Raw genomic sequence first — 24,279 nt, 5'->3', positions numbered from 1 at the left:
GAGAATCGATGTCCCTGCGTAGACGAAAGCTGTGGTCCGCCGCGGGCGCAGTCGTCGCCGCGTCCCTGGTCCTGAGCAGCTGCGGCGGCTCGAGCGACGAGGACGAGAGCTCCGACGGCAAGGCCCACGTGATCTTCTGGCAGCAGAAGTTCGAGGACTACCAGCAGGAGTGGTTCAAGAAGCACGTCGAGGAGTTCAACGCCTCCCAGGACGAGATCGAGGTCGAGTACGTCGTCGTGCCGGCCGACGCCTGGCAGCAGAAGCTGAAGGCCGCCCAGGCCGCCGGCAACCAGCCCGACGTCGCGACGACCAACTACGGCGGCATCCGCCCGGGCGTCGCCTCCGGCCAGTTCATGGCCCTCGACGACCTGCTCCCCGAGGACCGGTTCGCCGACATCAAGGAGAACGTCAAGGACTTCGTGACGGTCGACGGCAAGCACTACGCCTACCCGATGCTCGTCGAGCCCTCGACCGTGCTCTACTACCGCACCGACCTGGCCAAGGCGGCCGGCCTCGACCCGGCCAGCCCGCCGAAGACGTGGGACGAGCTGGTCACCTGGTCCGAGGCGCTCACCGACGGCAAGACCAAGGGCATGACGATGGCGTCGACCCAGATCGACCTCGCCTGGTCGAGCTGGGGCCTCCAGCTGAACGCGTGCGGCGACTTCCCGCTGCGCGGCGACTGGTCGTCCGCCGACGCCACCGACTCCTGCTACGGCGACGTCATCGACCTCTACACGCAGCTCTACCAGGGCGGCTCCATGCCCGAGACCCCGAAGGTCGGCTACCCCGACGCGTTGCCGTACGGTGAGGGTGAGGTCGCGATGATGGCCAACGGCTCGTGGGCCATCGGCCAGCTCAAGAACGACTTCCCGGACCTGGTGGAGAAGACCGCCGTCGCGCCGTTCCCGACCTCGGACGGCGACGCGACCAAGCCCACCGCCACCCTCGGCGGCTGGACCCTCACCGTCGACGGCAAGGCCGACGACCCGGAGGCCGCTGCGACGTTCATCGACTGGCTGCTCGCGGACGACCCGGCGATCATGGCCGACTTCTTCAAGATGAGCGGGCTGTCGAAGTACACCGTGCGCACCTCGGTCGACGAGGAGCTGGCCAACGACCCGGAGGCCAAGGAGGACCCGTTCATGAAGATCATCTCCGAGCAGGTCGTCCCGTACGCCGGTCCCGAGCCGGCCTACCCGATCGACATCTCCAACGCGATGGCCACCGCCATCGAGTCGGTGATGAAGGGCAGCGCCTCCACCGAGGACGCCCTCGCCACCGCCGACGAGGCGATGGAGGAGATCATCGAGAAGCAGGGCCTCGCGGGCGCCGGAGGCTGACCCACTCTCCCGGCCGGTGCCCGCTCGACCCGGGCGCCGGCCGGGACGCCACACATCGGACACGAGGAGACGAAGGCAGCGATGACCGCAGCGGACACGAGGGTGGCCGTCGAGGCAGGACCGGCACTGGCCCCCGGACCGCGGGGGCGCACGCGGCGTCGGCGTACGCCGCGTCGGGCCCAGGCGCCCAAGCACCTCCAGTCCAACCTGACGGCGTACATCATGATCGCGCCGATGGTGGTGCTGCTCGGGATCTTCGTCTTCTGGCCGCTGGGCTACGCGTTCTGGCTGAGCGGCCACTCGATCAACTTCTACCTCGGCAACGAGTGGGTCGGCACCCAGTTCTATCGCTACGTGCTCACCGACGAGCGCTTCTGGGACGCGATCAAGGTCGGCCTCATGTACGCCGTGATGGTGGTGCCGACCGGCATCGTCATCGCGCTCGTCCTCGCGATGTTCATCAAGACCCTCCGGGGTCGGTCCGCGTCGGTGATGAAGACGGTCGTCTACCTGCCGGCCGTGCTCTCGAGCGTGATCGCGGCGATCGTCTTCGCGTTCATGGGCCAGGACCAGGGGCTGATCAACGCGGCCATCGGTGTGGTCGGCATCGAGCCGATCGCCTGGCTGAACAACCCCGACTTCGCGCTTCCCGCGGTCGCGCTCGCGGGCGTCTGGCTCGGCCTCGGCGTCAGCACGCTGATCCTGCTGTCGGCGCTGCTCGACATCCCCGAGAGCTACTACGAGTCGGCCGCGCTCGACGGCGCCAGCTTCTTCCAGCAGACCTGGTACATCACGATCCCGCTCCTGCGGAACGTCTTCCTCTACCTGCTGGTCACCGGCTTCACGCTGACCATCCAGGAGTTCCAGCTGCCGCTGATCATGACGAACGGCGGCCCGGTCGGGGCCACCAAGACCCCCAACCTGTTCATCTTCGACAGCTTCCGGGAGAACACGCCGTACTCCACGAGCTTCTCGCTCGCGGCGGCTCTCCTGCTCTTCCTCGTCCTGGGCGCGATCTCGCTGGTGATCTTCCGGCTGCTCCGCTCCGAGAAGGCCGTCGACGCCTAGGCGTCGGGCAACAAGAAAGGCAACCCAGATGCAAGGCACGGGCGCGCCCCGGATCGTGAAGGGCCTCTTCACCCTGCTGATCGCGGTGGGGATCCTCTTCCCCGTCGCGTGGATGGCGATCGCTGCGTTCAAGGGCAAGAACGAGGTCCTGCGGTCGCCGTTCCAGTTCTTCCCCGACACCTGGGACCCGCAGAACTACATCGACATGGTCCAGGACGACGAGTTCATGCGCGCGATGACGGTGACGTTCGTCGGCGCGCTGATCTTCACGGCGCTCAGCCTGCTGGTGAACTCGCTTGCCGCCTACGCGTTCGCCCGGCTGGACTTCAAGTTCAAGTCGTTCTGGTGGGTGTACTGCCTCACGCCGATGTTCGTGCCGATGATGGCGATCCTGCTGACGTCGTTCATGGTCGTCACCAAGCTCGGCATGCTGAACACGATGGCGGTGCTGATCATCCCGGGCGTCGCCTCGTCGCTGCAGATGTTCTTCCTGCGCCAGTTCTACCTGGGCTACCCGGCCGCGATCGAGGAGGCCGCGCTCATCGACGGCGCCAACCGCTGGCAGATCTTCTGGACGATCTTCCTGCCGCAGTCGAAGGCCCCGTTCGTGGTCGTCGGCTGCGCGTCGTTCCTGGCCTACTGGAACGCCTACGTCTGGCCGGTGCTCACCATCACCGACCCGAACCTGACCCAGGTCATGCAGGTGCTCGGCAACTTCCGCTCCGAGCGCGGCGTCGAGTGGGGCCTGCTGATGGCCGGCTCGGCGATCGCCACGGTGCCGACGATCCTGCTGCTGCTGGTCTTCCAGCGCTACATCGTCTCGGGCGTGCGGATGGCCGGCATCAAGTAGCCGACCGCTCACCCGCCGATCCGGCGGGTGAGCGCGGTGGCCGTGGCCCGGACGGCCTCGGCCACCTCATTCTGGGACGGGTCGTCGGCGACGGCGTACGTCACCGCGACCGCCGCGACCGGGTGCTGGTTGTGGTCGCGGACGGCCACGGCCACGCTCGCCAGTCCGGGCGTCACCTCGCCGTCCTCGATGGCGTATCCGCGCTGCCGGGTGTCGCTGAGCACCCGGCGCAGCCCGCTCAGCGAGCGCGGCCCGACGCCGTGCCGGTCCACGAAGTCCGCCGGGCGCGAGTAGAGCGCGCGCACCTGGGGCGCGGGCAGGTCGGCGAGGATCGCGCGGCCGCTGGCGGTCAGGTGTGCCGGCAGGCGCACCCCGACGTCGGACACCAGGGGCGGGCGGCCCGGGGCGCGCTCCTCCACGACGTACAGGACGTCGCGTCCGTGCAGCACCGCGAGGTGGGCCGACTGGCCGACGCGGTCGACGAGCGCCGCCAGTGGGCGCCGCGCGAGGCGCTGGAGCGGCTCCTGGCGCGCGTAGCCGGTGCCGAGCTCGAACGCCGCGAGCCCCAGGCCGTAGCGGTGCTCGTCGGCGAGGTGGACGACGAAGCCCTGCTCGATCATCGCGTTGAGCAGGTGGTACGTCGTGCTGCGCGGCAGGTCGCACGCGCGCATGATCCGGTCGAGCGGCACGGGGTCGGGCTGGCCGGCCAGGAACCGCAGGACGCGCATCGTGCGAGTGGCGGCCGGCACCTGGCTCATGGCCGCAGGGTATTGCCTCCGGATCGCATCAGACCCCCGGCGTCTCCTTGCGATGGGTGCCCGTGCCCGGCTCGTAGTCGTCGGCGCGGTGGTCGACGTCGGGGTCGAGCGCGTCCGCCTTGCGGAGCGCGTCCTCCTGGCGAGCCTCCTCCATCTGCACGGCCCGGCGGGCCTCCGCCGCCTCCTGCTCGGCACGCTCCGCCTCGGCCCGGGCGACCTCCGCGCGGCTCTCGGACACCGCGGCCTCCTGCTGCGTGTCGCGGATCGCGTCGACGTGGCCTGCCGCCTGGGTGCGCACCTCGGTCGCGCGGTGGCGCTGCTGGTTGCGCCGGCGTCGGGTCGTCACGATCGCCGCGGCCGCGATCAGCAGCACGAGCACGATGACGATGATGACGATGGTGGTCGTGTCCATGGCCCCTCCTGGGTGTGTCCCCGGTCCCGGCAAGGCCGTACCCGCCGGGCGGCGGTTCACTCCCTCGGGGTGGGGCCCGGTGTCGGATTCCCCGGTGGGCCGGGGAAACCTGACGTTGTGGGGCAATGCTTCGCCCGAGAAGTTCAGGTTTCCCCGGTGGGCCGGGGATCCCGACGATCGAGCTCAGGACAGCGGGCGCTCGGCGCGCGCCGGCACCAACGGGGCGGCGAGGAGGGGGAAGAGCGCGCTGATCGCGAACGCCGCGGCGTACCCGAGGTGTCCGATCGCGAGTCCGGCGAGGGGCGGTACGGCGGAGGCGGCGAGGAACTGGGCGGTGTTCTGCATCCCGAGCGCGCGGCCCGACCAGCTCGGTCCCGCGCGCTCGGCGACCGCGGTGAACGCGAGCCCGTTGTCCGCGACCGTGACCAGCGTGGCGACGACGACCAGCAGCACGGCGACCGCGAGGTCGAGCGCGGCGGCGAGCCCGAGCAGCGCCATGGTGGCTGCGGCGGCGTACGCCACCCACCGCAGCGGGCGCATCCGGCCGCCGACGACGTCCGAGAGGTGTCCGACCGCGATCCGACCGAGCGCGCCGGCCACCTGCGCGACCGCGACGAGCGTGCCGGCGGCGGCCGGCGACCAGCCGCGGTCCTGCACCAGCCACACGAGGGCGAACGTCCACACGAGGAACTGCGGCACGACGAGCAGCACCGAGACGCCGTGGATGCGCGCGAGGTAGGAGTCCTCGCGGTACGGGTTGGCCGGCGCCACGCCGTCCTGCCGGTCGGGGCGGGGCGGGTCGATGACGACCGCGGCGGTGAGGAGCGCGGCGAGCGCGCACGCGATCGTGGGGACCCAGAGCGCGGCGTGCACGCCGTACGCGTCGGCGGTGACGGCGATCGAGACCGCCGCGATGCCGACGCCGACCGGCTGCGCCATCTGCCGGATGCCCATCGCGAGCCCACGGCGCTCGGGCGGGAACCAGCCGACCACGACCCGGCCGCTGGCGGCGTTGGTGCTCGCCGCAGCGGCGCCGGCCAGGAAGAGCGTCAGGACGAGCAGCGCGAGGCCGCCGGTGATCGCGCTGGCGATGCCGGCCGCCGTCGTGGCGGCGAGACCGGTCAGGAGGACGAACCGCTCGCCGCGCCGGTCGGTCACCCAGCCCCAGGCGACCAGTGTCAGCACCACCCCGATCGTGGGCGCGGCCGCCACCAGTCCGGCCTCGGCGAGCGTCATCCCCTCGCGGGCGTGCAGCGCCGGGATCAGGAACGCCGGGCCGTGGATCATCACCGCTGCAGCAGCCTGGGCCAGGGTGCTCGCGGCGAGCATCGCCCACCGGCGCGCGGCGTCGACGTCCTGGACGGGACGGGCCGGCGCGGCCTGCTGGGGGATGGGCACGCCCCAAGTCAACGCCGCGCCGGCCCGTGATGCCGTCGCTGTCTTGCAGAGTGGTTCTGCGGGGTGTTGCTAGTTGCCGCTCCTGCCGATCCGCAGTCGCGCGGTGGCGAGGTCGATGACGGCGCCGGTGCCGTCGAGCAGGGACACCCGCAGCCCGACGACCTTCATGCCGGTCTTGAGCTTCTCCACCACCAGCGGCTCGAGCTTCGCGAGGCCGGGGATCTCGAGCGGGCCGGTGTCCGGGAACGTCATCCGCTGGCCGTTGACCGTGACCGCGCCGATGGTCGAGCCGTCCCAGCTTCGGGTGATCTTCTTGCCCTTCCGCTCGACGGTGGCCTGGGCGACGACGCCCTCGATCTTCAGGGCACCGCCGAGGTCGACGTCGGCGATCTTCGACCGGGTGAAGCCCCAGGTGCCGTCGGTCTGGGTGCCCATGCCCTCGCTGGTCATCGCGCCGACCTTGACCTGTCCGGCGAGGTCGATTCCGGCCAGCGACGACTTCCGGACCTCACCGCCGGTGCCCTGGCAGGGCACCCGCTGCACGGGGTTGCGGCCGAGGCCGACGAGGTCGCCGCCGACTGCTCCGCTCACGCCGTACGCCGATCCGGCGAAGACGCCCTTGCGTACGCCGCTGAAGATCTCGGCGCCTGCGTGCGCGACGCGGACCCGGGTGTCGGTCGGGATCAGGTGCACGAGCAGGCCGTTGGCGTACGCCCGCGCCTTGTCGCTCTTCTCCCGGGTCCAGGTCGAGGCGAGCGAGATGGTCGCGACGCCGGGGACCGTGATCGGCTGCCCGGGCACGGGGAGCTTGAGCTCCTGCGTCTGGCCGCCCGGCGGCGTGAACGTGAGTCCGCCGAGGTCGGTGTTGGTGTAGGCGTGGAAGCCGCTGGCGTCGTGCGACGCCTTCGCGGTCGTCGTGATCGCGGAGATGCCCAGGGTGCCGAGCGGGGAGTCGCTGAGCACGACCTCGCCGACGCTGTGCTGGGTGGTGACCGCGGTCTCCTCGCCGGTCTGGCTGGTCCAGGTGCGGGTCTTGGTGGCGGACACGGTGCCGAGGCCCGGGAGCTTGATCGAGGCCAGGTCGTTGTTGCGGTCGATGCCGGCCTTGTTGGTGCAGCCGATGACCGCCAGCGCCGTGGCGCCGGACGCGGCGGGGATCTGGCCGCCCTTGACGTCGGTCGCGAAGCCGGAGCTGCGGAGCGCGAACTCGGTCGGGGTGCGGTCGCCTCGGCGCTCCGCCTCGGCGGCGCCGCCGGACGTCGTCGCTCCGGTGGTGGTGGCGGTGTCCGCCTTGCCCTCTCGGGCCGGCGTCGGGCTCTCGGGTGCGGGGCGCCCGGCGCCGGCGGGGCCGGCCAGGGCGAGCGGCGCGACGAGGGCGATCGTCGCGCCGACGGCGGCCGTCAGGGCAGCGCGGGGTCTGGACTGTGGCATTGGGTCTTCCCTCCGAGAGTCAGCTCGTCCGGGAGCTCCCCTCCCGGCCCGAGATCGAGCGTCGAGATGCGCATCCCCCGTCACTCTGCGTGTAAACCGTCGTTACTAGAACTCGTTACTGTGAGCCCGGTCACGGTGTGGTTCCGGGTCTCGGATCCCAGACGGGAGGCGGCGGGCCGCTCTGGTGACGCCCGGAGGCGACGGCGAGGATGGCGACCATGACCACCGGTGTGCGCCCCGCTCGCTCCTCCGTCGAGGTCGGCGTCGGCGCCGTCTCCTTCGACGACGTGATCGCCGTCGCCCGCGACGGCGCCCCCGTCCGGCTGTCCGACGACGCCCTTGCCGCCGTCGACCGGGCCAGGTCGGTCGTGGACGAGCTGGCGGCCGCGCCGACCCCGGCGTACGGCGTCTCGACCGGGTTCGGGGCGCTCGCGACCCGGCACATCCCGACGGAGATGCGGGCCCAGCTGCAGCGGTCGCTCGTGCGGTCGCACGCGGCCGGATCCGGGCCCGAGGTCGAGCGCGAGGTGGTGCGCGCGCTGATGCTGCTGCGGCTCTCGACGCTGGCGACCGGGCACACCGGCGTACGCCGTGAGACCGCGGAGCTCCTCGCCGGGCTGCTCACCCACGGCATCACGCCGGTGGTGCGGGAGTACGGCTCGCTGGGCTGCTCGGGTGACCTGGCGCCGCTGTCGCACTGCGCGCTCGCCTTGATGGGCGAGGGCGAGGTCCGCGACGGGTCCGGGACGCTGATGCCCGCCGCGGACGCGCTCGCCGCGGTCGGGCTGGCCCCGGTCGAGCTGGTCGCCAAGGAGGGCCTGGCCCTGATCAACGGCACCGACGGCATGCTCGGCATGCTCGTGATGGCGATCGCCGACCTGCGTCGGCTGCTGCGCACCGCCGACATCGCGGCGGCCATGTCGGTCGAGGCCCAGCTCGGCACCGACCGGGTGTTCGCCCCCGAGCTGCAGGCGCTCCGCCCCCACCCCGGGCAGGCCGACTCGGCCGCGAACCTGGTGCTGCTGCTCGCCGACTCCGGCGTCGTCGCGTCGCACCGCGGACCCGACTGCAACAGGGTCCAGGACGCCTACTCCCTGCGCTGCTCGCCCCAGGTCCACGGGGCCGCCCGCGACACCGTCGAGCACGCCGCGATCGTGGCCGGCCGCGAGCTCGCCTCGGCCGTCGACAACCCGGTCGTCGTGGGGGACCGGGTCGAGTCCAACGGCAACTTCCACGGCGCGCCGGTGGCCTACGTGCTCGACTTCCTCGCGATCGCGGCCGCCGACGTGGCGTCGATCAGCGAACGCCGTACCGACCGCTTCCTCGACAAGGCCCGCAACCACGGGCTGCCGCCGTTCCTCGCCGACGACCCGGGCGTCGACAGCGGGCACATGATCGCGCAGTACACACAGGCGGCGATCGTCTCCGAGATGAAGCGGCTCGCGGTGCCCGCGTCGGTCGACTCCATCCCGTCCAGCGCGATGCAGGAGGACCACGTCTCGATGGGCTGGTCGGCCGCTCGCAAGCTGCGCCGCGCCGTCGACGGCCTCACCCGGGTCGTCGCCGTCGAGGTGCTCACGGCCGCGCGAGCGCTCGACCTGCGCGCGCCGCTGGAGCCCTCTCCGGCGACCGGCGCCGTCGTCGCGCTGCTGCGCTCGTCCGGGATCGAGGGTCCCGGCCCCGATCGCCACCTCTCGCCCGAGATCGAGACCGCTGTCGCGCTGGTCGCCTCGGGTGCCGTCCTGTCCGCCGCCGAGTCCGTGACTGGAGAACTGCGATGACCACCGAGTCGAAGAATGGCCGCCTGCCGATCCACGCCGCCCACGGCACCGAGCTGACCGCCCGGTCGTGGCAGACCGAGGCGCCGCTGCGGATGCTGATGAACAACCTCGACCCGGAGGTCGCCGAGCGCCCGGAGGACCTGGTCGTCTACGGCGGCACCGGTCGCGCCGCCCGGTCCTGGGAGGCGTACGACGCGCTCGTGCGCACGCTCTCGGCCCTCGGCGACGACGAGACGCTGCTCGTCCAGTCGGGCAAGCCGGTCGGTGTCATGCGGACCCACGAGTGGGCTCCTCGAGTGCTGATCGCCAACTCCAACCTGGTCGGCGACTGGGCCAACTGGGAGGAGTTCCGGCGGCTCGAGGACCTCGGGCTCACGATGTACGGCCAGATGACCGCGGGGTCGTGGATCTACATCGGCACCCAGGGCATCCTCCAGGGCACGTTCGAGACGTTCGCGGCCGTCGCCGACAAGCTGGCCCGAAGGGCGTCGGTTGTCGAGGAGGGCGCGCTAGCGCCCGTCTCGAAACACGCCGGGACTCTTGCCGCCACCATCACCGTCACGGCCGGCCTCGGCGGGATGGGCGGTGCGCAGCCGCTCGCCGTGACCATGAACGACGGCGTCGTGATCTGCATCGAGTGCGACGAGTCCCGCATCCAGCGCCGCATCGACCACCGCTACCTCGACGTCCAGGCGGCGTCCCTCGAGGAGGCCGTCGCGATGGCGGTCGCCGCGCGCGACGAGCGCCGGCCGCTGTCGATCGGCGTGCTCGGCAACGCCGCGGAGATGCTCCCGGCCCTGCTGGAGATGGACGCCCCGGTCGACATCGTCACCGACCAGACCTCGGCGCACGACCCGCTCTTCTACCTGCCGGCCGGCGTCCCGTTCGAGGAGTGGGAGTCGCGTCGTACGGCGGACCCGGAGGGCTTCACCAAGGAGGCGCAGGCCTCGATGGCGGCGCACGTGCGGGCGATGGTGGAGTTCCAGGACAAGGGCGCCGAGGTGTTCGACTACGGCAACTCGATCCGCGACGAGGCGCGCAAGGGCGGCTACGACCGGGCGTTCGAGTTCCCGGGCTTCGTGCCGGCGTACATCCGGCCGCTCTTCTGCGAGGGCAAGGGCCCGTTCCGCTGGGCGGCGCTCTCCGGTGACCCGGCCGACATCGCCGCGACCGACCGGGCGATCCTCGAGCTGTTCCCGGAGAACGAGCGGCTGCACAAGTGGATCACCATGGCCGCCGAGCGCGTGCACTACCAGGGCCTCCCGGCCCGCATCTGCTGGCTGGGGTACGGCGAGCGCCACCTCGCCGGCCTGAAGTTCAACGAGATGGTGGCGTCCGGCGAGCTCAAGGCGCCCATCGTCATCGGCCGCGACCACCTCGACTGCGGCTCGGTCGCCTCGCCGTACCGGGAGACCGAGGGGATGCTCGACGGCTCGGACGCCATCGCCGACTGGGCGCTGCTCAACGCGCTGGTCAACACCGCCTCCGGGGCGACCTGGGTGTCGATCCACCACGGTGGCGGCGTCGGCATGGGCCGGTCCATCCACGCCGGGCAGGTGTGCGTCGCCGACGGCACTGAGCTCGCCGCCAGCAAGATCGAGCGGGTCCTCACCAACGACCCGGGGATGGGCGTGATCCGGCACGTCGACGCCGGGTACGACCGCGCCGCCGAGGTCGCGGCCGACCGCGGAGTCCGGATCCCGATGACCGACTGACCCCGGCAGAGGTCTCTGCCGGGGTCAGCTCGTCAGCGGTGGAACGTGTACGGGAGCGGATCCGGGACAGGTGCCGGGACCGGCGCCGGGGAGACCCGCGCGGTCCGCGTGCGCCACAGCGCCTTGCGGACGCACCCGCCGGCGAGGCCGGAACGACGCATGCCGGCCAGGTCACCCGCGCTGTAGCGGGCCCGGTAGACGCCGTCGGCGTCGGGCGGGCCGGTGGTGGGGTACATCAGCTGCTCCGGGTGGTTGACGTGCCGGAGCCCGAAGGCGTGGCCGATCTCGTGGAGCAGCACCATGCCGACCGTGAAGATCGGGCCGTCCCAGCCGGCGTACTGCGTCCCGTTGACCCACTGGTCGGTGTTCATCGTGACGCCGGACGACGTGATGCGCCAGACCTTGTTGTGGCCCTTCCGGGCGATGCCCGACCGGCCCGTGAGCGGACCCCCGATGCCGCCGGTGTTGCCCTGGAACCGCTTGATCTGGTCGCTGCCGGCCCAGGCGATGACGAGGTCGATGCCGCGTCGGGGCTTGGCGCGACGCTTGGCGAACGGCACGAAGTTCGTGGTGCCGGCGTACCGCACCTTCATGCCCGACGCCCACGCCGCCTGCTCCATCGCCATCTTGGCCAGGTCGATCCCGACCGGACCGACGTCGGAGGCGTTGACCTGGTAGCGGATCACCTGGCACGGGTCGAACTTGTACCGGTAGCCGCGGTTCTTCATGAAGCCGTGGGACGACGAGGCGCCGCGCGGCGCCCAGGACGGGTTCACGTGGATCTTCGTCGACTTGTTGAAGGAGCGCCGGCCACCGGCGTGGATGCGCACCTTGTGGGTGCCGTACCACTTCAGCCGGCCGTCGACGTGGAACTTGCCGGACTTCTTGCTGTGGCCGCGGGCGAAGGTGCGCCAGCCACCTGGGACCTTCACCTGGAGCTTGAGCTTGCGCTTGCCGCCCCGCACCTTCCCCGTCGCGGCGACCTTGAGACCGTCGGCGTCGCTGTAGGTGGTGTTGTGCCAGGTGACCTTGCGGGCGCGTTCGCGGGGCCCGGGGTCGGAGGCGCTGGCGGTGCCGATGGCAGGCAGCGCGGACAGGGTCGTGACGATGAGGAGAAGGCACGCGAGGCGGGCCACCCGAAGACGATTCACGCGCCGTGGATGCCCCGTCTCGCGTGCCTGGAAACCTGCGGGACTCCTAGTACACCCGACGCCGGGTGCCGCCGATCGGCACCAGGTTGAGCACGAGCCCGACGATCGCCAGGATCGCCCCGATCGTGGTCAGGATCGGAATGCCGGCCAGCAGGCCGATGAGAAGCAGGATGACGCCGAGGACGATCATGTTTCCTCCCTTTTCGTGGTCCGGGCTGGACCACGACGGGCTGTACCCGGGGGCCCCGGGGCCAAACCCGGCCGATCAGCGGGAGCCGCGCGGACTCTCGAGGATCATCGTGATCGGGCCGTCGTTGACCGAGGTGATGCGCATGTCGGCGCCGAAGACACCCCGCTCGACGTGGGCGCCGAGCTCGGTGAGCGCGGTGCACACGGCTTCGTAGAGCGGCTCGGACACCGGACCGGGCGCGGCCGCCTGCCAGGTGGGGCGGCGGCCCTTGCGCGCGTCGCCGTACAGCGTGAACTGGCTGATGACGAGCACCGGTGCGGCGACCTCGGAGGCGGACCGCTCGTCGCGCAGGATGCGCAGGTCCCAGACCTTGCGGGCGATCCAGGCGACGTCGGCCGGGCCGTCGTCGTGGGTGACGCCGAGGTAGACGAGCAGGCCGGGTCCGTCGATCGCGCCGACGACCTCGCCGTCGACGGTGACGCCGGCCTCGAGGACCCGCTGGACGACGGCGCGCACGTCAGGCCTGGAGGGCCTGGATCGCCTCGTGGATCGAGAGCGTGCGCTGCGCTGACTCGACGTGCAGGCTCTCGACCATCTTCCCGTTGTAGGTGACGACGCCGGAGCCCTTCCCGTCCTCGAACGCCTGGATCAGGCCGCGCGCGTCCTCGACGGCGTGCGCGGACGGCGCGAATGCGCTGTTGGCGCCGTCGACCTGTCCCGGGTGGATGAGAGTCTTGCCGTCGAAGCCCATCTGCCGGCCCTGCTCGCACTCCGCGAGGAAGCCGTCGGCGTCCTTCACGTCGTTGTAGACGCCGTCGAGGATGGCGATGCCGGCGGCGCGAGCGGCGAGCAGCGCGGTGTGCAGGCTGGGCAGGATCGGTGCGCGGCCGGGGACGTGCTCGGCGTACAGCTCCTTGACGAGGTCGTTGGTTCCGAGGACGAAGCAGGTCAGCCGCTCGCTGGCGCGGGCGATGGCGAGCACGTCGAGGATCGCGACCGGGGTCTCGATCATCGCCCACAGCTTCGTGCGGTCCGGCGCGCCGGCCTTCTCGAGGGCGCCGACCAGCTGGGCGACCTCGGCGGCGCTGTTGACCTTGGGTACGACGACCGAGTCGGGGCCGGCCTTCGCGGCGGCGGCGAGATCGGCCTCGTGCCACTCGGTGCCGATGCCGTTGACCCGGATCGTCAGCGTGCGGCGGCCGTAGTCACCGCTCGCGGCCGCGGCACAGGCGGCCTCGCGGGCGCTCGGCTTGGCGTCGGGCGCGACGGCGTCCTCGAGGTCGAGGATCAGGCCGTCGCAGGGGATCGACTTCGCCTTCTCCAGGGCCCGCTCGTTGGAGCTGGGCATGTAGAGGAGGCTGCGCAGCGGGGTGAACTCGGACATCAGGCCTCGCTGTTCTGGGTTTCCAGGCTGTCGTACAGCTTCTTCAGATCGGGGTCGATGGCCGCGAGCTGCTCGGCGAGCTCGACCATCACGAGGCACTGCTTCAGGGAGGCGTCGTCCTCCATCTTCCCGTCGAGCATCACCGCGCCCGTGCCGTCGCCCATGGCGGCGACGACGCGACGGGCGTGCGCGACGTCCTCGAGGCTGGGGGAGAAGACCTTGTGGGCGATGGCGATCTGCGTCGGGTGCAGGCTCCAGGTGCCGACACAGCCGAGCAGGAAGGCGTTGCGGAACTGGTCCTCGCACGCCGTGGTGTCCGTGATGTCGCCGAACGGCCCGTAGAACGGGTAGATGCCGTGCATCGCGCACGCGTCGACCATCCGGGCGATCGTGTAGTGCCAGAGGTCCTGCTGGTACGTCGCGCGGACGGCCGCCGGCTGGTCGGGGTTGGGGTCCTCGCGGACCAGGTAGCCGGGGTGGCCGCCGCCGACGCGGGTGGTCTTCATGCGGCGGTCGGCCGCGAGGTCGGCCGGGCCGAGGCTCAGGCCCTGCATGCGGGGGCTGGCGCCACAGATCTCCTCGACGTTCGCGACGCCGCGCGCGGTCTCGAGGATCGCGTGCACGAGGATCGGCCGGTCGAGCCCGGCCCGAGCCTCGAGCTGGGCGAGCAGGCGGTCGACGTAGTGGATGTCCTCGGCGCCCTGCACCTTCGGCACCATGATCACGTCGAGCCGGTCGCCGATCGCGGGGACGAGCGTGGTCAGGTCGTCGAGCACCCACGGGCTGTCGAGGGAGTTGACGCGGGTCCACAGCTGGGTCTTCGCGTCCGGTCCGCCGAGGCCGTCGGTCTGCTGCGCGATCTTCACGAGCCCCTCGCGCGCGGCGATCTTGTTGTCGGCCTTGATCGCGTCCTCGAGGTTGCCGAGCAGCACGTCGACGGTGCCGACCATGTCGGGGACCTTCGCCGCCATCTTCGGGTTGCTCGGGTCGAAGAAGTGGATCGCCCGACTCGGTCGGGCCGGGATCTCGGTGAGAGGCGTCGGTGCGCCGACCGCGAGGGGTCGGAAGAAGTCCTTGGCGCTACGGGTTCCGCTCATGGGGCGGAACGTAGCAGCGGATCGTTACTCGTCGGTATGACTGATCTGACAGTGCGGCGCGTGCCCACACGCCTGTTAGCGTGCGGCGGGTCGTGTCCGTCTCGGGCGAGGGAGCGACTTCGGGGGTGTCCGTCCGCTACCCCGGAGATTTCTCGAATGCGATCCAGAAGGTCCCGACCACTCGTCGACGTCCGCCCGCTGCGGGTACTGGCGCTGCTGCTGGTGCTGACGATCCTGGGAGGCGGCGGGTACGTCGCCGGTCGGGCGATGACCGACGGGCCCTCCGGTCCTCCGGCGGGGTCGGCCGACCCGGCCGCGTCGGCCGAGGGCGCGCGGCCGGACCTCACGCCGGACACGCCCACGTCCGGAGTCCGCACGCCCCCCAGCCGGAGCGGGGACCCGCGGGCGACCGCCACCGAGAGCTCGGAGACGCCCTCCCCGACGACGGCGACGATCCCGAGCCCCCGGACCACGCCGACCACGCCGACGCCGCCGTCAACGTCGACCGCGTCACCGAGCACGGCACCCGAGGATCCGTCGGAGAGCCCGTCCTCGACCAGGTCCGCGAGCCCGACCGCGACGCCGTCGCCGACCGGTCCGACCAGCCCGACCGCGTCGGCGGACACCACGCCTCCCGAGACCACGGTGTCCCCGGACTCCCTCGGGCTCGACGCGCTCTTCCTCGTCAGCGCGAACGAGCCGGCGACGTTCGCCTGCAGCCTCGATGGGGCGGCGTACACGGCCTGTGGCCCTGAGCTGCGCCTGGTGGACCTGGCGGCCGGATGGCACACGCTCGCCGTGCGGGCCACGGACGCCGCCGGCAACACCGATCCGACTCCCGCCGCCAGCCGCTGGCACTCCCACAAGGGAGGCGCGGAGGACTGACCGCGCGGCGGCTCAGCCGTACGTGTAGAAGCCGCGACCGGTCTTGCGGCCGAGCAGGCCGGCGTCGACCATCCGCTGGAGGAGCGGCGGGGCGGCGTACAGCGGCTCCTTGAACTCCTCGTAGAGCGACTCGGCGACCGCCTTGGTGGTGTCGAGGCCGATCAGGTCGGCGAGCGCGAGCGGGCCCTGCGGGTGGGCGGCGCCGAGCACGAGGCCGCGGTCGATGTCCTCGGCGGAGGCGAAGCCGGACTCGTACATCCGGATCGCGGACAGGATGAACGGGATCAGCAGCGCGTTGACCACGAAGCCGGCGCGGTCCTGGCAGTCGATCGCCTGCTTGTCCAGCGACCCCTCGACCCAGGCGCGGGAGCGGGCGGTGGTGTCCTCGGAGGTCAGCAGCGACGGCACCAGCTCGACGAGCTTGAGCACCGGGACCGGGTTGAAGAAGTGGATGCCGATCACCTGCGTGGGTCGGGTGGTGACCACGCCCAGCTTCATGATCGGGATCGAGGAGGTGTTGGACGCCAGGATCGCGTCGGGGGCGGCGACGATCGCGTCGAGCCGCTTGAACAGCTCGATCTTCGCCGTCTCGTCCTCGACGATCGCCTCGACGACGATGTCGCGGTCGACCGCCGCGCCCAGGTCGGTCTCGACCCGGATCCGGCCCAGCACGTCGGCGGCCGAGTCGATCTTGCCCTTGGCCTCCGCCCGCTCGAGCGACTTCTCGAGCCGGCCGAGGGCGGCCTTGGCCGCGTCGTCGTTCGACTCCACCACGATGACGTCGTGCCCGGCCCGGGCGCTGACCTCGGCGATGCCCGACCCCATCAGGCCGCCGCCGACCACTGCCACGTTCTTCATCTGCCTGCCTCTCCCCGGTTGCGGCTCCGATTCCACCAGTGCCGGCGCCGCGGCGGTACGGCGGGGGTGGGTCGGGCGGCCCGGCGGGCATCGCGTCGCTCGCGCCAGGCGGCGACGGTCGCCTCGACGTCACGAGGCATCGTGATCAGTGGCGGGCCTCCGTGGAGGGAGTAGCGGGCCTTGACCACCCGCTCGTTGAAGTCCTCGACGACCCGGCGTACCTCGGCCTCGTAGTTGATCCCGTCGAGGTGGTCGTCGAGCTCGGCGTCCTCCTTGCGCAGCGCCAGGCTGGGCGGCAGCACCGTGATCCGCTCCCGCTCGACCAGCTGCCTGACCCACCAGTCGGGGTCGCGCTCCTCTGGCATCCCCGCCAGCGTAGCCCCGCTACCGGAGCAGAGGAGTCGGCTCCTCGGGCACCTGCCGCGGGAGCATCGTGAGCGCGATGGCGGCGAGGAGTGCGGCGACCGCGCAGACGGCCCAGACGGTGAGATAGCCGGACAGAGCGGCGTGGCCCTCCTCCGGGTCGTCGATGGATCCGGTCGCCGACAGGGCGATGGCGAAGACGGCGGAGGCGATCGCGCCGCCGACGGTCTTGGTCGCGTTGGTCATGCCGGTGGCGAAGCCGGTGCGTTCGGGCGGTGCCGCCGCCGCAGCGGCGGCCGGCAGCGACGCGACCAGGGCGCCCGAGCCGAGGCCGATGACCGCCATGTTGATCAGCGCCTGGAGCGTCGAGCCGTGCAGCGGGAGCCACATCGCGTAGCCGATCGCGACCAGCAGCGACGAGACCACCAGCGCCCCGCGCGGCCCGAACGCACGCGCGCTCAGCGGCAGCGAGAACGCGCCGATCGCCATGAAGATGACGTAGATGCCGATCAGCGTCGACACGAATCCCGCGCTGGCGCCGAGGCCGTAGCCGGCCACGTCCGGGTCGGTGCGGGCGAACGTCGAGAGCGGGATCTGGGCGCCGAGCACCGACATCCCGAAGAGGAACGCCGTGAGCTGCACCGGCCACTGGCCGGGGGCAGCGAGCAGGCGTACGTCGACGATCGGCTCCTCCTGGCGCATCTCGAAGCGCGCGAACGGCACGGTCAGGGCGAGGCCGAGGAGCACGAGCAGCCAGGCGAGCGGGCTGCCGACGCCGTCGAGTCGCACCACGATCAGGCCGGCCATGACGAGGCCCAGCGAGGCGGTGATCAGGCCGAGGCCGCCCCAGTCGAGGCCGCCGGAGGAGGTGCCCTCCATGTCTTCGATGCCGAACCAGATCACCGCGAAGCAGACCGTCACGGCGATCGCCGGCAGCATCAGCAGCACGGTCATCGAGGTCGCCTCGACGAGCGCGCCACTGGTGAGCGCACCGATGATGACGGCGAGCTCGAGCGCGCCGACGAGGATGCCGGCCGCGCGGCGGGTGAGCTGGTGCTGGCGGCCGGTGCCGGCGGTGCGCCGGTGGATGATCGCGACCTCGAGCGGCAGCCACACGACGTACGCGCCCTGGATCGCGGAGCCCACGAGGAACGTCGTGAACGACGGCGCGAACGCCATGATCCAGGAGCCCAGCGCGGTGACGGCGGTCGAGAGCAGCAGGACCTTCTTGTGGCCGACGATGTCGCCGAGCCGGGCGAGGGGCGGTACGGCGAGCGCGGAGACGATCAGCTGCGCGGCCTCGAACCAGTTGACGTCGGCGTCGGCGATGTCGAGGTGGTCTGCGATGTCGCTGAAGATCGGCGTGTAGTAGCCCTGCAGGATGCCGCTGGCGAGCTCGACGCAGACGAGGAACCCGACGATGGTCGCGAGGCTCTTGGCCCGCGGGTCGTTGAGGACGGTCACTGTGCGGGGATCCTCTCGATCAGGCGCTGGTACCACCGCACGCCGTCGACGAAGTCGTCGACCCCGAGGTGCTCGTCGTAGCTGTGGATCGACTCGCGCTGCTCCTTGGACATCCGGAACGGGGCGAACCGGTAGACCCGGTCACAGATGCGCGTGAAGTGCCGCGAGTCGGTGGCCGCCATCATGACGTACGGCGCGGCGATCGCGTCGGGAAACACCTCGCCGATCGTCGCCTCGATGAGCTTGAACGCCTCGTCCATCGGGGAGATCGGGCACGGGTCGTTGCCCTCGACCACGATCACCTGCACCTGGTCGTCGTCGATGGTCTTGCGCACGTGCTCGAGCACGCTGGCGACGGTGTCGCCGACCATGATCCGGATGTTGACGCCGGCCCTGGCCGTCGACGCGATCACGTTGAGCGCGGGGGAGCCCGAGAGCGTCGTGATCGCGAACGTCGTCCGCGTCATCGCGGCCGGCTCCGGGCCGGCCGCGATCAGCGTGCGGGTGAGGACCGGCCGCAGCCGCGCGGCGTTCGCCATCAACGGGCGGAGCGCCCGGGGGCCGTGCGGGGCCATGCGGCGCAGCAGCTCGATCGTCGGGTCGGGGACGCTCGCCGCCATCTGGTGGCGGTCCAGCCGCCGGATCGCCCGGGCGATCCGGACCGTCGGGCCGTTCCGTGCGGGGGTCGAGGCGTGCCCGCCGCGGCCGTCGACGCGGAGCTCGAGCGAGGTGACGCCCTTCTCGGTGACGCCGACGACGCCGACTGGTGCCGCGACGCCCGGGAAGGCCTCTCCGGCGACGGCGCCACCCTCGTCCATGACGAACCAGGGACGTACGCCGCGGCTGCTCAGGGCCTCGACGGCGAGCGAGGCGGCCGAGCCGGACACCTCCTCGTTGCAGCCGAATGAGAGCCAGACGTCCTGGGCGGGTGTGTAGTCCTGCTCGAGCAAGGTCTCGACGGCCTCGCAGATCGCCACCAGCTGGCCCTTGTCGTCGAGGGTGCCGCGCCCCCAGATCGCTCCGTCGTGGATCTCGGCACCGAACGGCGGGTGCTGCCAGACCGCGTCACCGTCGACGGGGACGACGTCGAGGTGGGCCATCAGCACCACCGGTCGCGCGTCGCTGCGGCCCGGCCAGCGGAAGAGCAGGCCGTGGGTGTCGACCCGGGTCAGCTCGAGGCGTTCGTGCAGGAGCGGGAACTGCCGCTCGAGCTCGACGACGAACCGGTCGAACGCGTCGGTGTCGACGCTGCTCCAGTCGGGGTAGGAGACCGTCGGGATGCGGATCAGGGCCTGGAGCCTGGCCACGGCGCGGTGCGTCACGACCGACAGGGTAGGCCCGCTCCGACCCGTCTCGGATGCGAGACCCGGGACGGGTGTGGCGCGTTGACCGCGGGCAGCTACGCCGATGGACTGACCAAGTGGCCACCACCAGACCTCCGTCGCGCGTCCCGCACCCCGGGCGCGCACCGCGCTGCGTTGGCGTCGCTCGACAGACGGCCCGGTATGCCAGCGCTCCGCCGCCTTGCGCGGCACACACCCGGAGCACGGGCCGCCCCCGACGGACGTCGGGCGGTGACCACTAGTGCCCCCACCGCCCGCGATGCACGACGTCCGCGACCGGCTTGCGCCGGCGCTTGGCCGGGGAGCCCTGCGCGCCGCCAGCCTCGGGGTGACCGATCGTCACCACGCCGATCGGGTCGAAGTCGGGGTCGATGCCGAACGCCTCGCGCACGGAGTCCACCCGGGGCGTGGGGATGCCGATGAAGCACGACGCCAGACCGGCGTCCGTCGCGGTCTGCAGCATCAGCAGCGCGGCCATCGCCGTGTCCATGTGCCAGAAGGGCATCGGCCACCGGGACTCGTCCTGGTCGGTCCAGCCCTTGTCGGCCTCGGCGTACCGGCGCAGGTAGCCGGCCTTGCTCGAGCACGGGATGATCACGACCGGCGCCCGCATCATGCCGGTGAGCCAGTCGTCGGGGTCGTCGATGTCGTCGGCGGTCGCCTCCCAGTAGCGGCGTACGTCGTCCGGGGTGTCGAGCACGAGGAACGCCCAGCCCTGGCTGAACCCGGCGTTGGGGGCACGGGTCGCGTTGTGCAGGGCACGGGCGACGATCGCGGGGTCGACCGGGTCGGTCGAGTAGTTGCGGACCATGCGGCGGTGACGTACGACGTCCTGGAACTCCATGGTGACCAAGTATGAGGACAGCTGTGCCTGACGACTTCGAGCGGATGTGGACCGACCTCGCCCCGGTGGGGCGGTCGGCGGTCTCCGGCGGCTACTTCCGGCAGCCCTTCGACGCGGCCGAGCGCGAGCTCGCGGCGTGGTTCGAGGAGCAGTGCGCGGCGCGCGGGCTCCGGGTCGAGCGCGACGACTTCGGCAACGTCGTCGGCTGGTGGGACGTCGGGTCGGGACCCGCCGTGCTGACCGGGTCGCACCTCGACTCGGTGCTCGACGGCGGAGCGTACGACGGGCCGCTGGGGGTCGTCTCCGCCCTGGCGGCGATCGACCTGATGCGCTCGCGCGGCGTGGTGCCGGCGCGGCCGGTCGGCGTCTCGGTGTTCGTGGAGGAGGAGGGCTCGCGCTTCGGGCTGGCGTGCCTGGGCTCGCGGCTGGCGACCGGCGCGGTGTCGTGGGAGTCGGCGCGGTCGTTGCGCGACCGGGACGGGGTGGCGCTCGGCGACGTCGTGGCCGGAGGCTCGTCGTCGCTGCTGGAGTCGGTCGGCACGTTCGTCGAGCTCCATGTCGAGCAGGGCCGCGACCTCGTCGACCGGGGCGCGGCGGTCGGCGTCGCGAGCGAGATCTGGCCGCACGGGCGCTACCGCTTCGACTTCGCCGGGGCCGCCAACCACGCGGGCACGACCCGCATGGAGGACCGCCACGACCCGATGCTGACCTATGCGATGACCGCGCTGGCGGCCAACAAGCAGGCCCGGCTGTCCGGGCAGCGGGCGACGTTCGGGCGGGTGGACGTGATGCCGAACGGCACCAACGCCGTACCCTCCCGCGTCACCGCCTGGCTCGACGCCCGGTGCGCCTCCGACTCCGCGCTCGCGGAGCTCGTCGAGGCGATCGCCAAGCAGGCCTCCGACCGCGCGGGTCGCGACGGCACCGCGCTCGAGGTCACGGCGGAGTCGGTGTCGTCGTCGGTGGTCTTCGACCCCGCCCTCGCCGCGACGGTCGCCGCCGACCACGAGGGTGGCGACTGGCCGGTCATCCCGACCCAGGCCGGCCACGACGCCGGGATCCTCTCTGCTGCGGGCATCCCGACCGCGATGCTGTTCGTCCGCAACCCGACGGGCGTCTCGCACTCGCCCGAGGAGGAGGCGTCGATGGCGGACTGCCTCGTCGGCGTCTCGGCGCTCGCCGACACCCTCGACAGGCTCACCCGATGAACACGTCGTACCTCCTGGAACGGGCCTGGGTCGACGGCGCCGTACGCGACGACGTGCTGGTCGAGATCGAGGACGGACTCTTCACATCTGTCACACCGTTGGGGCAAAGCCTGACGTTGCCGGGTGAAGCTTCGGCCCACAACGTCAGGTTTCCCCGGCCCACCGGGGAAACCGCCACCCTTCCCGGTCTGACGATCCCCGGGCTGGTCAACGACCACAGCCACGCGTTCCACCGGGCGCTGCGCGGACGGACCCAGCGGGAGCGCGGGACGTTCTGGACCTGGCGCGAGCAGATGTACGCCGTCGCGGAGCGGCTCACGCCGGACACCTGCTTCGCCCTGGCGCGGGCGACGTACCGGGAGATGGTGGCCGCGGGCTACACGGCCGTGTCCGAGTTCCACTACCTCCACGAGCCGGAGCCGGCGATGGGCGACGCGCTGCGGTCCGCGGCCGCGGAGGCCGGCCTCGGGATCACGCTGCTCGACACCTGCTACGTCAGCAGCGGCTTCGGCGCCCCGCCCGAGGGCGTCCAGCTCCGCTACAGCGACGGTACGGCGGAGCGGTGGGCCGAGCGGGTCGGCGACGGACCGGCCGCGATCCACTCGGTTCGGGCGGTGCCGCGCGGCCAGCTGCACGTGTTCCGCGGCCGGGCGCCCCTGCACGTCCACCTGTCCGAGCAGGTCGCGGAGAACGAGGCGTGCCTCGCGGCGTACGGCGTCACCCCGACCCGGCTGCTCCACGACGAGGGTCTGCTCGGACCGGGCACCACGGTCGTGCACGCGACGCACCTGACCGACGACGACATCGCGGTCCTGGGTGCGACGAGGACCAACGTCTGCATCACCCCGACGACCGAGCGCGACCTCGCCGACGGCATCGGGCCTGCCCGGCGGTTGGCCGAGGCGGGCTGCCGGATCACGATCGGCAGCGACAGCCACGCGGTGATCGACCCGTTCGAGGAGCTGCGCGGCCTCGAGATGGACGAGCGGCTGGCGACCCAGGTGCGCGGCCACTGGTCCGCGGCCGAGCTGCTCGAGATCGGCACCAGGACCCGGATCGCGGTCGGCGAGCCCGCCGACCTGGCCACGATCGACACCGCCAGCCCGCGCACCGCGGGCACCGGCGCGGACGAGAACACCGCCGTCTTCGCGGCGACCGGCGCCGACGTCACCCATGTGGTCGTCGGCGGCGAACGCGTCTATACGAGCGCGGACGACGAGGCGATCGGGCGGGAGCTCGACTCAGCGATGGGAGCACTGTGGCCACGACCCTGATCACCAACATCGGCGAGCTCTTCACGAGCGACCCCGACGGACCGCTCACGATCGAGGAAGCCGCCCTGGTGGTCGACGGCGCGAAGGTCGCCTGGGTCGGCTCCGCGAGCGATGCCCCCGACGCCGATGAGATGGTCGACGTCGGCGGCCGCGCCGTGCTGCCGGGCTTCGTCGACTCCCACTCGCACCTGGTCTTCGGCGGCGACCGCGCCCCGGAGTTCGCCGCCCGGATGGCGGGCACGCCGTACGCCGCCGGCGGCATCCGCACCACCGTCGCGGCCACCCGGGCGGCGACCGACGAGCAGCTCACCAGCCACGTCGCCCGGCTCGTCGACGAGATGCGCCGCCAGGGCACGACGACGGTCGAGATCAAGAGCGGCTACGGCCTGACCGTGCACGACGAGGCCCGCAGCCTGGCCGTCGCGCGGCAGTTCACCGAGGAGACGACGTACCTCGGCGCCCACGTCGTCCCCGACGGCGACCCGCAGGAGTACGTCGAGCTCGTCACCGGCCCGATGCTCGAGGCCGCCCGCCCGCACGCCCGCTGGATCGACGTCTTCTGCGAGCGCGGGGCCTTCGACGCCGACCAGGCCCGCGCGATCCTCGACGCAGGCGCGGCCGCGGGCCTCCGGGGCCGGCTCCACGCCAACCAGCTGACCTACGGCGAGGGCGTCCGGCTCGCCGCCGAGCTCGGCCTGGTCGCCGTCGACCACTGCACCTACCTCAGCGAAGACGACGTCGCGGCCCTGGCCGACAGCGACACGATCGCCACGCTGCTCCCGGGCGTGGAGTTCTCGACCAAGCAGCCCTACCCCGACGCCCGCCGCCTGCTCGACGCCGGGGTCCACGTCGCGCTCGCGTCGGACTGCAACCCCGGCTCGTGCTTCACTAGCTCGATCCCGCTCTGCGTCGCCCTCGCGGTGCGCGAGATGGGGATGACCCCGGCCGAGGCGGTGCGCGCCGCGACGTACGTCGGTGCCCGCGCCCTCGACCGCAACGACGTCGGCGCGCTCGTGCCCGGCCGGCGCGCCGACCTGGTCGTCCTCGACGCCCCCAGCCACGTGCACCTCGCCTACCGCCCCGGCGTACCCCTGGTGGCGGCCACCTGGGTCGGGGGGCGACCCACCTAGGACGCCTAAGGCACTGCCTCAGGCGGGTCCGGGAGCCGAATAGGGCACCCACCCGATGTGCGGGCCTACCTCAGACGACGAACCTCGGGTCATCAACGAGGAGCTGAGGAGCCCACACCATGTTCGACAACACCGCACACCAGGACTACCTGAAGACCGAGATGGAGTACCGCCTCGGTCGGATCCGTTCCGACATCGCCGGCCGCCGCCGGCGTCGTTCGCTCGCTCGCCGCAGCAACGGCGACTGGCCCGGAGACACCGGCGACACGACCACCACCTGGGCCAGCTGACCGGCGGCGCGCCATGAGTGGCGTCACGCTGGCGACTATTCA

24 protein-coding genes are annotated in these 24,279 nt (G+C 71.9%); 10 read left to right on the top strand and 14 right to left on the bottom strand.

The genetic code is table 11. The features are described 5' to 3' along the window. The first annotated feature begins 8 nt into the window (after positions 1–8). From ACFQQI_RS13415 to ACFQQI_RS13405, 3 genes are all read left to right on the top strand, one after another. Positions 9–1,343 (top strand): ABC transporter substrate-binding protein, encoded by a 1,335-nt coding sequence (locus ACFQQI_RS13415; protein ID WP_378563914.1) that lies wholly within the window; start codon positions 9–11, stop codon positions 1,341–1,343. An 81-nt stretch (positions 1,344–1,424) separates the two neighbouring features. After that, positions 1,425–2,411 carry a carbohydrate ABC transporter permease gene (locus ACFQQI_RS13410; RefSeq protein WP_378563911.1) on the top strand — a complete coding sequence of 329 codons (987 nt, stop codon included), beginning with the start codon at positions 1,425–1,427 and terminating at the stop codon, positions 2,409–2,411. A 28-nt stretch (positions 2,412–2,439) separates the two neighbouring features. Next, positions 2,440–3,261 carry a carbohydrate ABC transporter permease gene (locus ACFQQI_RS13405; protein ID WP_378563909.1) on the top strand — a complete coding sequence of 274 codons (822 nt, stop codon included), beginning with the start codon at positions 2,440–2,442 and terminating at the stop codon, positions 3,259–3,261. An 8-nt stretch (positions 3,262–3,269) separates the two neighbouring features. Here the strand turns inward: ACFQQI_RS13405 and ACFQQI_RS13400 are convergent, their stop codons facing one another. The 4 genes from ACFQQI_RS13400 to ACFQQI_RS13385 form a co-directional block, all read right to left on the bottom strand. After that, entirely contained in the window at positions 3,270–4,019 is a 750-nt protein-coding gene (locus ACFQQI_RS13400) for an IclR family transcriptional regulator (RefSeq protein WP_378563907.1), read from the bottom strand. 28 nt (positions 4,020–4,047) lie between these two features. Beyond that, the gene (locus tag ACFQQI_RS13395; protein WP_378563904.1) at positions 4,048–4,431 is read right to left on the bottom strand and encodes a hypothetical protein; all 384 of its coding nucleotides are present in this window, start codon (positions 4,429–4,431) and stop codon (positions 4,048–4,050) included. A 183-nt stretch (positions 4,432–4,614) separates the two neighbouring features. After that, complete coding sequence (locus tag ACFQQI_RS13390) at positions 4,615–5,829, bottom strand: MFS transporter (protein WP_378563902.1); 1,215 nt, start codon at positions 5,827–5,829, stop codon at positions 4,615–4,617. Positions 5,830–5,898: 69 nt separating this feature from the next. Beyond that, a complete protein-coding gene (locus ACFQQI_RS13385; RefSeq protein ID WP_378563899.1) occupies positions 5,899–7,260 on the bottom strand; it encodes a choice-of-anchor P family protein in 1,362 nt (453 codons plus the stop codon). A gap of 218 nt (positions 7,261–7,478) precedes the next feature. Here ACFQQI_RS13385 and hutH point away from each other — a divergent pair, with 218 nt between their 5' ends. Then, entirely contained in the window at positions 7,479–9,041 is a 1,563-nt protein-coding gene (gene hutH / locus ACFQQI_RS13380) for a histidine ammonia-lyase (RefSeq protein ID WP_378563896.1), read from the top strand. Beyond that, a complete protein-coding gene (gene hutU / locus ACFQQI_RS13375) occupies positions 9,038–10,756 on the top strand; it encodes a urocanate hydratase (RefSeq protein ID WP_378563893.1) in 1,719 nt (572 codons plus the stop codon). Before hutH ends, hutU begins: the two co-directional genes overlap by 4 nt. Before the next feature lie 32 nt (positions 10,757–10,788). On the opposite strand, the gene ACFQQI_RS13370 is transcribed toward hutU, so the two are convergent. The 5 genes from ACFQQI_RS13370 to ACFQQI_RS13350 form a co-directional block, all read right to left on the bottom strand. Next, positions 10,789–11,892 carry a matrixin family metalloprotease gene (locus ACFQQI_RS13370; protein WP_378563890.1) on the bottom strand — a complete coding sequence of 368 codons (1,104 nt, stop codon included), beginning with the start codon at positions 11,890–11,892 and terminating at the stop codon, positions 10,789–10,791. Positions 11,893–11,953: 61 nt separating this feature from the next. Then, positions 11,954–12,097 (bottom strand): hypothetical protein, encoded by a 144-nt coding sequence (locus ACFQQI_RS13365; RefSeq protein WP_183595197.1) that lies wholly within the window; start codon positions 12,095–12,097, stop codon positions 11,954–11,956. A gap of 75 nt (positions 12,098–12,172) precedes the next feature. Next, the gene (gene dtd / locus ACFQQI_RS13360; RefSeq protein WP_378563886.1) at positions 12,173–12,613 is read right to left on the bottom strand and encodes a D-aminoacyl-tRNA deacylase; all 441 of its coding nucleotides are present in this window, start codon (positions 12,611–12,613) and stop codon (positions 12,173–12,175) included. Position 12,614: 1 nt separating this feature from the next. Then, the gene (locus tag ACFQQI_RS13355) at positions 12,615–13,481 is read right to left on the bottom strand and encodes an HpcH/HpaI aldolase/citrate lyase family protein (protein ID WP_378563883.1); all 867 of its coding nucleotides are present in this window, start codon (positions 13,479–13,481) and stop codon (positions 12,615–12,617) included. Beyond that, positions 13,481–14,578 (bottom strand): HpcH/HpaI aldolase/citrate lyase family protein, encoded by a 1,098-nt coding sequence (locus ACFQQI_RS13350; protein ID WP_378563880.1) that lies wholly within the window; start codon positions 14,576–14,578, stop codon positions 13,481–13,483. Before ACFQQI_RS13350 ends, ACFQQI_RS13355 begins: the two co-directional genes overlap by 1 nt. A 156-nt stretch (positions 14,579–14,734) precedes the next feature. On the opposite strand from ACFQQI_RS13350, the gene ACFQQI_RS13345 reads away from it, so the two are divergent. Further along, positions 14,735–15,463, top strand: a complete 729-nt coding sequence (locus ACFQQI_RS13345) for a hypothetical protein (protein ID WP_378563877.1) — start codon at positions 14,735–14,737, stop codon at positions 15,461–15,463. 12 nt (positions 15,464–15,475) lie between these two features. Here the strand turns inward: ACFQQI_RS13345 and ACFQQI_RS13340 are convergent, their stop codons facing one another. The 5 genes from ACFQQI_RS13340 to ACFQQI_RS13320 all read right to left on the bottom strand — a co-directional run bounded on the left by ACFQQI_RS13340 (position 15,476) and on the right by ACFQQI_RS13320 (position 20,335). Next, entirely contained in the window at positions 15,476–16,321 is an 846-nt protein-coding gene (locus ACFQQI_RS13340) for a 3-hydroxybutyryl-CoA dehydrogenase (protein ID WP_378563874.1), read from the bottom strand. Continuing rightward, positions 16,318–16,686 (bottom strand): hypothetical protein, encoded by a 369-nt coding sequence (locus ACFQQI_RS13335; protein WP_378563872.1) that lies wholly within the window; start codon positions 16,684–16,686, stop codon positions 16,318–16,320. The genes ACFQQI_RS13340 and ACFQQI_RS13335 overlap by 4 nt, the downstream gene beginning before the upstream one ends. A gap of 19 nt (positions 16,687–16,705) precedes the next feature. Further along, entirely contained in the window at positions 16,706–18,148 is a 1,443-nt protein-coding gene (locus ACFQQI_RS13330; RefSeq protein ID WP_378563869.1) for an MFS transporter, read from the bottom strand. Continuing rightward, on the bottom strand, positions 18,145–19,470 hold the full coding sequence (locus ACFQQI_RS13325; RefSeq protein ID WP_378563866.1) for a M20/M25/M40 family metallo-hydrolase: 1,326 nt from the start codon (positions 19,468–19,470) through the stop codon (positions 18,145–18,147). The genes ACFQQI_RS13330 and ACFQQI_RS13325 overlap by 4 nt, the downstream gene beginning before the upstream one ends. A gap of 259 nt (positions 19,471–19,729) precedes the next feature. Beyond that, a complete protein-coding gene (locus ACFQQI_RS13320) occupies positions 19,730–20,335 on the bottom strand; it encodes a nitroreductase family protein (protein ID WP_378563863.1) in 606 nt (201 codons plus the stop codon). Positions 20,336–20,358: 23 nt separating this feature from the next. On the opposite strand from ACFQQI_RS13320, the gene ACFQQI_RS13315 reads away from it, so the two are divergent. The 4 genes from ACFQQI_RS13315 to ACFQQI_RS13300 all read left to right on the top strand — a co-directional run bounded on the left by ACFQQI_RS13315 (position 20,359) and on the right by ACFQQI_RS13300 (position 24,237). Continuing rightward, positions 20,359–21,543, top strand: coding sequence for an allantoate amidohydrolase (locus tag ACFQQI_RS13315; RefSeq protein WP_378563860.1), 1,185 nt, complete (start codon positions 20,359–20,361; stop codon positions 21,541–21,543). After that, a complete protein-coding gene (locus ACFQQI_RS13310) occupies positions 21,540–22,817 on the top strand; it encodes a formimidoylglutamate deiminase (protein WP_378563857.1) in 1,278 nt (425 codons plus the stop codon). Before ACFQQI_RS13315 ends, ACFQQI_RS13310 begins: the two co-directional genes overlap by 4 nt. Further along, positions 22,802–23,947, top strand: coding sequence for an imidazolonepropionase (gene hutI, locus ACFQQI_RS13305; protein ID WP_378563854.1), 1,146 nt, complete (start codon positions 22,802–22,804; stop codon positions 23,945–23,947). The genes ACFQQI_RS13310 and hutI overlap by 16 nt, the downstream gene beginning before the upstream one ends. A gap of 119 nt (positions 23,948–24,066) precedes the next feature. After that, entirely contained in the window at positions 24,067–24,237 is a 171-nt protein-coding gene (locus ACFQQI_RS13300) for a hypothetical protein (protein ID WP_378563851.1), read from the top strand. The last annotated feature ends 42 nt before the right edge of the window (positions 24,238–24,279 follow it).

Source organism: Nocardioides sp. GCM10030259 (genome assembly GCF_042666375.1).
In the GTDB taxonomy this organism is placed as follows: domain Bacteria; phylum Actinomycetota; class Actinomycetes; order Propionibacteriales; family Nocardioidaceae; genus Nocardioides.
Note: the sequence above shows the minus strand (reverse complement) of the source record. Positions and strands in the feature narration are given on the sequence as shown.

Excerpts from the sequence above, each read along its gene's own strand:
- ACFQQI_RS13415 (WP_378563914.1), top strand. The coding sequence starts at position 9 with ATGTCCCTGCGTAGACGAAAGCTGTGGTCCGCCGCGGGCGCAGTCGTC.
- ACFQQI_RS13410 (WP_378563911.1), top strand. The coding sequence starts at position 1,425 with ATGACCGCAGCGGACACGAGGGTGGCCGTCGAGGCAGGACCGGCACTG.
- ACFQQI_RS13405 (WP_378563909.1), top strand. The coding sequence starts at position 2,440 with ATGCAAGGCACGGGCGCGCCCCGGATCGTGAAGGGCCTCTTCACCCTG.
- ACFQQI_RS13400 (WP_378563907.1), bottom strand. The coding sequence starts at position 4,019 with ATGAGCCAGGTGCCGGCCGCCACTCGCACGATGCGCGTCCTGCGGTTC.
- ACFQQI_RS13395 (WP_378563904.1), bottom strand. The coding sequence starts at position 4,431 with ATGGACACGACCACCATCGTCATCATCGTCATCGTGCTCGTGCTGCTG.
- ACFQQI_RS13385 (WP_378563899.1), bottom strand. The coding sequence starts at position 7,260 with ATGCCACAGTCCAGACCCCGCGCTGCCCTGACGGCCGCCGTCGGCGCG.
- hutH (WP_378563896.1), top strand. The coding sequence starts at position 7,479 with ATGACCACCGGTGTGCGCCCCGCTCGCTCCTCCGTCGAGGTCGGCGTC.
- hutU (WP_378563893.1), top strand. The coding sequence starts at position 9,038 with ATGACCACCGAGTCGAAGAATGGCCGCCTGCCGATCCACGCCGCCCAC.
- ACFQQI_RS13365 (WP_183595197.1), bottom strand. The coding sequence starts at position 12,097 with ATGATCGTCCTCGGCGTCATCCTGCTTCTCATCGGCCTGCTGGCCGGC.
- ACFQQI_RS13355 (WP_378563883.1), bottom strand. The coding sequence starts at position 13,481 with ATGTCCGAGTTCACCCCGCTGCGCAGCCTCCTCTACATGCCCAGCTCC.
- ACFQQI_RS13350 (WP_378563880.1), bottom strand. The coding sequence starts at position 14,578 with ATGAGCGGAACCCGTAGCGCCAAGGACTTCTTCCGACCCCTCGCGGTC.
- ACFQQI_RS13345 (WP_378563877.1), top strand. The coding sequence starts at position 14,735 with ATGCGATCCAGAAGGTCCCGACCACTCGTCGACGTCCGCCCGCTGCGG.
- ACFQQI_RS13340 (WP_378563874.1), bottom strand. The coding sequence starts at position 16,321 with ATGAAGAACGTGGCAGTGGTCGGCGGCGGCCTGATGGGGTCGGGCATC.
- ACFQQI_RS13335 (WP_378563872.1), bottom strand. The coding sequence starts at position 16,686 with ATGCCAGAGGAGCGCGACCCCGACTGGTGGGTCAGGCAGCTGGTCGAG.
- ACFQQI_RS13320 (WP_378563863.1), bottom strand. The coding sequence starts at position 20,335 with ATGGAGTTCCAGGACGTCGTACGTCACCGCCGCATGGTCCGCAACTAC.
- ACFQQI_RS13310 (WP_378563857.1), top strand. The coding sequence starts at position 21,540 with ATGAACACGTCGTACCTCCTGGAACGGGCCTGGGTCGACGGCGCCGTA.
- ACFQQI_RS13300 (WP_378563851.1), top strand. The coding sequence starts at position 24,067 with ATGTTCGACAACACCGCACACCAGGACTACCTGAAGACCGAGATGGAG.